The following is a 6,377-nucleotide window of genomic DNA, read 5'->3' on the forward strand; positions in this document are numbered from 1 at the left end:
CGTGCGCATTGTTGACCGCCACACCACCGTCAGCACCGGTGACGTCCACCGAGAACGTCGCCACTTCCTGGATGCCCGGGCCGTTACCCAGATCCGCGCTGATCGACGCACCCGGCAGCAGCGGCGGGGTGGTGATCAACGTGCCCGCCGGGTTGAAGATCGGCGACTGATCCAGGTTGAAGTTCGGGGTGGTGTAGCTGAAGTTGATGCCCACGCCCAGCGACCACGGGAAGCCGATCTGATATCCCAGCTCCAAGGTGCCCGCGAAATCACCCGCGCCCGGACCGGTCACCTGATACTTGGCCCGACCCGAGTGAAACCACTCACGAGTCAACCGGTTGCGGTCCAACGGGAACACACCGTTGAGGAAGGTGTCCCACTGCTGAATGTTCAGAGTGCGCCCCTTGCCGTCCACCACGTTGAGTTCGTTGTCCAAACCGGCCTGCGCGGTACCCGTACTCACAAACAACGCACCCAGCGCGGCGACCAGAGCCACCAGCACTCGACCAAAAACCTTCATGCTCTCCCTCAGTCGTGTCAGCGGCGCCCCCGTAGGGAGAGCACCGAGTCCTTGGTGTGGGGTCCATGTTGATGTCACCCACGGCCACCCTCATGAGACTGCTCTCAGGGTGTCCTTATAGAACGCTCATCGTTGACAGATGGAAGATAACGGTGGCCTTGACGGCCAGCAACGGATACGTAGCCCTGTGAACAACGGAAAATTCCGTTCACAGCATTCGCTCGCACTCGATAATCGCAAATACATTGCGTGGCTAAACAGCTTGCTACCAGCGCCGACTCACCATGAAGCAGTCGTTCATGAATTTGCTGGAATCGCACAAGTCCGCAACCGGCGAGAAGCCGGACTAGTCGATTGTGACGAAGATCACACACGCCTGGGACCGCAGTGTTACCGCCGTGTTTTCTCCGTATGACGTCGGCGCGCGAGACGCCGTAATTAGACGGACGACGGCCTTGAACCCTCAGATTTCCAGGCTCGAGAGCTGCCCGATGATCTGAGTGGCGAGCGGGTTGAGCGTGGCCATTCCGTCACGCACCGCGTATCTCGAGCCCGCGAGGTTGACCACCAGCGTGCTTCCCGAGATGCCCGCAAGCCCGCGTGACAAGCCCGCATCGATGATTCCCGCGGACAGTGCCGACGCGCGCAGCGCCTCCGAAATGCCCAGCAGCTCGCGGTCCAGGATGTCTCTGGTGGCTTCGGGAGTCACGTCGCGGGGCGTGACGCCCGTGCCCCCCACCGAAACCACCAGGTCGACGCCGCCGATCACCGCGGTGTTCAGCGCATTGCGGATCTCGACCTCGTCGGCCGAGACCACCACGACACCGTCGACCACGAATCCCGCTTCGGAGAGCAACTCGGTGACCAGCGGACCGCTGTGGTCTTCCTCGTCACCATGAGCAGTGCGATCGTCTACGACCACTACTAATGCGCGGCCCACCAACTCCTGGGGTTGTTCCATGGATGCAACCGTATAACCGGCCGCAGACAGCGGCGCCACCATTCTCCTCACAGCGCGATCCCGCACCGTCCACATCAGCGGGTGGCCTTGCCCAACGTCACCTGAATGGTCTTGGCGGTGTCGGAGTCGGCCGTGTACGTCAACGACACCTTGTCGCCCGGCGCCTTCGACCGCACTGCGGCAACAAGCGCATCAGAGCTGCCGATGACCCGGTCATCAAGCTTCGTCACCACCGCGCCACTCGGCAGGCCGGCCTGGGCCGCCGGGCCGCCGGAGCTGACTTCCATGATCTTGGCGCCGTTGGCCGTCTTGTCGTCGGCCACCTGAACGCCCAGGGAAGCGTGCGAGGCCGACCCCGACTGGACCAGCTCGTCGGCGATGCGCTTGGCCTGAGCGATCGGGATTGCGAAGCCCAGCCCGATCGAGCCGCTCTGAGGCCCGTCTGCCGCGCTGCCGCCAAGCGTGGCGATTGCCGAGTTGATGCCGACCAGCTCGCCGTTCATGTTCACCAACGCTCCGCCGGAGTTGCCGGGGTTGATCGCCGCGTCGGTCTGAATCGCGTCGAGCACCGTGTTTTGGTCACTCGCGTCGCCACCTGTAGATACCGGACGGTTCAGCGCGCTGACGATACCCGTGGTGACCGTGCCTTCCAGACCGAGCGGCGATCCAACCGCCACCACATCCTGGCCGACCTGAAGATTTGACGACGAGCCGATGGTGATCGGCGTGAGCCCCGAAACTCCCTGTGCGCGAACGACTGCGATGTCGGTCGACGGGTCGGTGCCCACCACGGTGAACGGCACCGTGCGACCGTCGTTGAATGTGACGGTCGTCTTCATGGCACCGCCGGCCTGAGGGACGTCGATCGGACCGCCCTCCTCGGGCGCGCCCGTGGGCCCACTCGCTTGGCCCCCTTGGGCCGCGGCGGCCACGACGTGGTTGTTGGTGAGGATCAAGCCATCCGAGGACAACACGATGCCCGAGCCTTCTTCTGCCTGACGCCCCATCGCAGTCTCCAGCTTGACGACGCTGGGCACGACCTTTGCCGCGACCTGCTCCACAGAGCCTGCGGGCAGGCTTGCTGCGGGCTTGCCCGGCGCAGCACCCGGCTGGTTCGCAATTGCGACGGGAGCGCGATGATCTGATTGCGCGGTCAGTGCAACGCCACCGCCGACGCCCGCGGAGACAACCGCGATAGCCACCGCACCGGCAACGAAAAGCCCAGTGCGCGAAGACTTTCGGGATTTCGGATCGATGACGGGCAGCACAGCGGTTGCGTGCTGGGCCGAATGCATATCTGCAGCGGGCTGATACGGCGGGCGTGGGATCGGCTGCGTGTATCGCCAGTCGTATGGTGAGTAGGGTCGTTGGGGTGGCGAATACCGAGGGTGGTTCGTCATCTTGTTGTGCAGCTCTTTCTCGAGGGGTTGCATCTACCGTGCAACGGTCGACTGAGAATCGACTGAGATATCCCTCGCTGTATCCACAGACTTTGGCATCGCTTCCGCATCACCGTCTGTCGGCGTCGGCCTGCCCGGCAGGACGATGCGGATGGCGGTGCCCGGCGGGCGGCCGTCGGGAACCGTGTCTTCAATGCCAATCACGCCACCGTGTTTCAACACGACGTGCTTGACGATGGCCAAGCCCAAGCCGGAGCCAGGCATGGCGCGTGCGGACGCTGAACGGTAGAAGCGCTCGAACACGAGCTGACGCTCCTGCGGTGGGATACCGGGTCCGTGGTCGGCGACCACCAGCTCGGCATGTGATGGATCCACCTGTGCCAGCCGCACATTCACCTGCCCACCGGGAGGGCTCCATTTGGCGGCGTTGTCGAGCAGGTTGAGCACAGCACGCGACAACCCTGCAGCGTCTCCGTAGACCTGCCACGGGGTGGCACTGAGATCGAACTCGATGTCGTTGCGGCGCCGACGGACTCGCTCCAGGGATCGGTCGATGACTTCCACCAGGTCGACTGGTTCGTGGACGATGTCGCCGGCATCATCTCGGGTGAGGTCCACCAGATCGCCCACGAGCGTTGACAGTTCCTCGATTTGAGCCAGCACGTCGGTCCGCAGACCGGCCATCTCGCTTTCAGGAAGGCGGGGCGCGCCCGGTGCCATCGAGGCGATGAGCAGCTCCACGTTCGTCCGCAACGACGTCAATGGGGTGCGCAGCTCGTGCCCGGCGTCCGTCACCAATCGCGCCTGCTGCTCGCGTGATTCAGCCAACGCACGCAGCATCATGTTGAAACTCTCAGTGAGCCTTGCTAATTCGTCACCGCCGGCGACCGGAATGGGGCGTAGGTCGTCAGTGCGGGCCACGCGTTCGGCGGCATCGGTGAGCCGCCGCACGGGGCGCAGTCCTGCCCTGGCCACCATGCCGCCTGCGACCGCGGCAATCACAAGGCCGACGCCGCCGACCGCAAGCAGAACCCAGCCCAGCTGGCGCAGCACCGAGATCGTGGGCCGCAGGCTCTTGGACACCAACAATGTATTGCCGTTGTCCAGATGAGTGGCCAGCACCCGCTGGTCACCGGCGGCCCGGAGTGAAAGCAGAAGGCGGCCTTCGACAACCGCCTTCTCCTGTTGCCCGAACGGAATTTGCTGGCCTTCTTGGTTGGCGGTGTAGATCGCCCGCCCGGGCACCACCAGCATTGCGTTGACATCCGAGTAGGCGCTACCCGCGATCGCCTTGGCCGGATCGCTTTCCAGCGCGCCACTTGCGATCAGCAGCCGGGCCCTCGTCTGCAATTGATTGTCGACGTTGTGGTAGAGCGCAGCGGACACCACGATGTAGGCCGCGACCGCGATCAGTACCACCACCATCGCGACCATCGACATCGCGAGCAGCATGAACCGGTACCGCAGCGACAGCGAGCTACTTGTCTGGAGTGGTCCATGCCCGGAGGGCGCAAATACAGGCATCAGGGCGGGGTTTCACGCAAGACGTACCCGACACCGCGCACGGTGTGGATCAGCCGCTGCTCTCCTTCTGCTTCGGTCTTGCGCCGCAAGTACCCGACGTAGACCTCCAGGGCGTTGCCCGAGGTGGGGAAATCGAATCCCCAGACCTCTTCCAGAATGCGGCTGCGGGTCAGGACCCGGCGCGGATTGGCGATCAACATTTCCAGAAGCGCGAATTCGGTGCGGGTGAGGCTGATGCGGCGCTCTCCGCGGGTCACCTCACGGGTCACGGGGTCGAGGGACAGGTCGGAGAACGTCATCGCGATCGAGTCGGCGTTCTCATCGGGCACGGTCCGCCGCAGCAGAGCCCGCATCCGCGCGAGCAGTTCTTCTAACGCGAACGGTTTGGGTAGGTAGTCGTCGGCGCCGGCGTCGAGGCCAGCCACCCGCTCGGACACCGAATCGCGCGCGGTCAACACCAGGATCGGCAGGTCGTCGCCGGTACTGCGGAGCTGACGACAGACTTCCAAGCCGTCCAGGCGCGGCATCATCACGTCGAGAACGACGGCGTCGGGGCGGTCGTTGGCAATCGCGTCGAGGGCCTCGAGACCGTCTTGCGCCAACGAGACCGAGTATCCGTTGAAGGAAAGGGACCGGCGCAGCGACTCGCGCACCGCGCGATCGTCGTCAACGACAAGAATTCGCACGGCCACCAGTGTCTACGGAACGCCTGAGAGTGGCCTGAGAGACGCGCCGAAGCTTGGCTAGCGCTTGTCCAGATCGATCAGCCCGAGCCGGGCGGCTTTGAGCAGCCGACGAGGCACCTTGTGCTGCTGGCCCGCGACAGTGACGTTGACGAGCCCGGTGCGCTCAGCCTTCCACTGCGAACGTCGACTCCGGGTGTTCGCACGCGACATCCGCCGCTTCGGCACAGCCATGATCGAGCTTCTCCATCTAATCGGGGGAATGCCCAGGATAGCGGTTCAGCCGGTACGACTCCAAAATGCGCCTGAGTGCACTGCGGCTCTCGCCGATTTCTGCGCCTGGGCTGTGATGCCGCGATAACCGCAACCCTCCTGCAGAACTCGGCGCGGTGCGGCAGGTAACCTACCGGTTGGTTGAGAGGGGTGTGGTGACCGTCACGCAAGACGCTGTCCGTATCGGCAACTGCTCGGGGTTCTACGGCGACCGCCACTCCGCCATGCGGGAGATGCTCACCGGCGGTGAGCTGGACTTTTTGTCCGGCGACTACCTCGCCGAGCTGACCATGCTGATCCTGGCCCGGGACCGGGCGAAGTCCTCCGACCGGGGCTACGCGAAGACGTTTCTGACCCACCTCGAGGAGTGCCTGGGTCTCGCGCACGATCGGGGCGTCCGGATCGTCGCGAATGCCGGTGGGCTGAACCCGGCCGGCCTCGCCGACGCAGTGCGGGCACTGGCAGAGCGGCTCGGCGTGCCGGCGAGCGTGGCTCATGTCGAGGGCGACGACCTGTTGCCGAGGGCCGCCGAGCTGGGGTTCGGCACCCCGCTGGCCGCCAACGCGTATCTCGGGGCGTGGGGCATCGTCGACTGCCTCAGCCGGGGCGCCGACGTCGTCGTCACCGGCCGGGTGACGGATGCGTCGGTCACCGTCGGGCCGGCCGCCGCCCACTTCGGCTGGTCGCGCAGCGATTACGACCAGCTGGCCGGAGCGGTGGCTGCCGGTCACATCATCGAGTGCGGCGCCCAGGCCACGGGCGGCAACTACGCGTTCTTCACCGAGATCGACGACCTGAGCTATCCCGGCTTCCCGATCGCCGAGGTGCGGGCCGACGGCTCGTCGGTGATCACCAAGCACCCGGGAACCGGCGGGGCCGTGACCGTCGGCACCGTGACCGCTCAACTTCTCTATGAGATCGCCGGGGCCCGCTACGCCAACCCTGATGTGACGTTGCGCGTCGACACGATCGAGCTGTCCGACGACGGGGCCGACCGTGTTCTCGTGAGCGGGGTC

The 6,377-nt window shown here is 65.0% G+C and carries 7 protein-coding genes; 1 reads left to right on the forward strand and 6 read right to left on the reverse strand.

The window, feature by feature from the left end:
* The 6 genes from mspA to rpmF all read right to left on the reverse strand — a co-directional run.
* A partial coding sequence (mspA, locus tag QOH60_RS17885; protein WP_526422790.1) for a porin MspA occupies window positions 1-520 on the reverse strand: 520 nt, incomplete at its 3' end.
* A 463-nt stretch (window positions 521-983) separates the two neighbouring features.
* The gene (locus QOH60_RS17890; protein ID WP_526422800.1) at window positions 984-1,523 is read right to left on the reverse strand and encodes a MogA/MoaB family molybdenum cofactor biosynthesis protein; all 540 of its coding nucleotides are present in this window, start codon (window positions 1,521-1,523) and stop codon (window positions 984-986) included.
* Window positions 1,524-1,555: 32 nt separating this feature from the next.
* Window positions 1,556-2,881: a S1C family serine protease gene (locus QOH60_RS17895; protein WP_526422802.1), complete on the reverse strand. Its 1,326-nt coding sequence runs from the start codon at window positions 2,879-2,881 to the stop codon at window positions 1,556-1,558.
* 33 nt (window positions 2,882-2,914) lie between these two features.
* Window positions 2,915-4,405 carry a HAMP domain-containing sensor histidine kinase gene (locus QOH60_RS17900; protein WP_526422792.1) on the reverse strand — a complete coding sequence of 497 codons (1,491 nt, stop codon included), beginning with the start codon at window positions 4,403-4,405 and terminating at the stop codon, window positions 2,915-2,917.
* A complete protein-coding gene (locus QOH60_RS17905; RefSeq protein ID WP_526422794.1) occupies window positions 4,405-5,091 on the reverse strand; it encodes a response regulator transcription factor in 687 nt (228 codons plus the stop codon). The genes QOH60_RS17900 and QOH60_RS17905 overlap by 1 nt, the downstream gene beginning before the upstream one ends.
* Window positions 5,092-5,148: 57 nt before the next feature.
* The gene (gene rpmF, locus QOH60_RS17910; protein ID WP_526422796.1) at window positions 5,149-5,322 is read right to left on the reverse strand and encodes a 50S ribosomal protein L32; all 174 of its coding nucleotides are present in this window, start codon (window positions 5,320-5,322) and stop codon (window positions 5,149-5,151) included.
* A 194-nt stretch (window positions 5,323-5,516) separates the two neighbouring features.
* Here rpmF and QOH60_RS17915 point away from each other — a divergent pair.
* On the forward strand, window positions 5,517-6,377 hold an 861-nt coding region (locus QOH60_RS17915; protein WP_526422798.1), incomplete at its 3' end, for an acyclic terpene utilization AtuA family protein.

Origin of the sequence: Mycobacterium sp. (genome assembly GCF_032159765.1) — a bacterium.
Lineage (GTDB): Bacteria > Actinomycetota > Actinomycetes > Mycobacteriales > Mycobacteriaceae > Mycobacterium.

Coding starts and splice junctions, on each gene's coding strand:
- QOH60_RS17890 (WP_526422800.1), bottom strand. CDS start 1,523: ATGGTGGCGCCGCTGTCTGCGGCCGGTTATACGGTTGCATCCATGGAA.
- QOH60_RS17895 (WP_526422802.1), bottom strand. CDS start 2,881: ATGACGAACCACCCTCGGTATTCGCCACCCCAACGACCCTACTCACCA.
- QOH60_RS17900 (WP_526422792.1), bottom strand. CDS start 4,405: ATGCCTGTATTTGCGCCCTCCGGGCATGGACCACTCCAGACAAGTAGC.
- rpmF (WP_526422796.1), bottom strand. CDS start 5,322: ATGGCTGTGCCGAAGCGGCGGATGTCGCGTGCGAACACCCGGAGTCGA.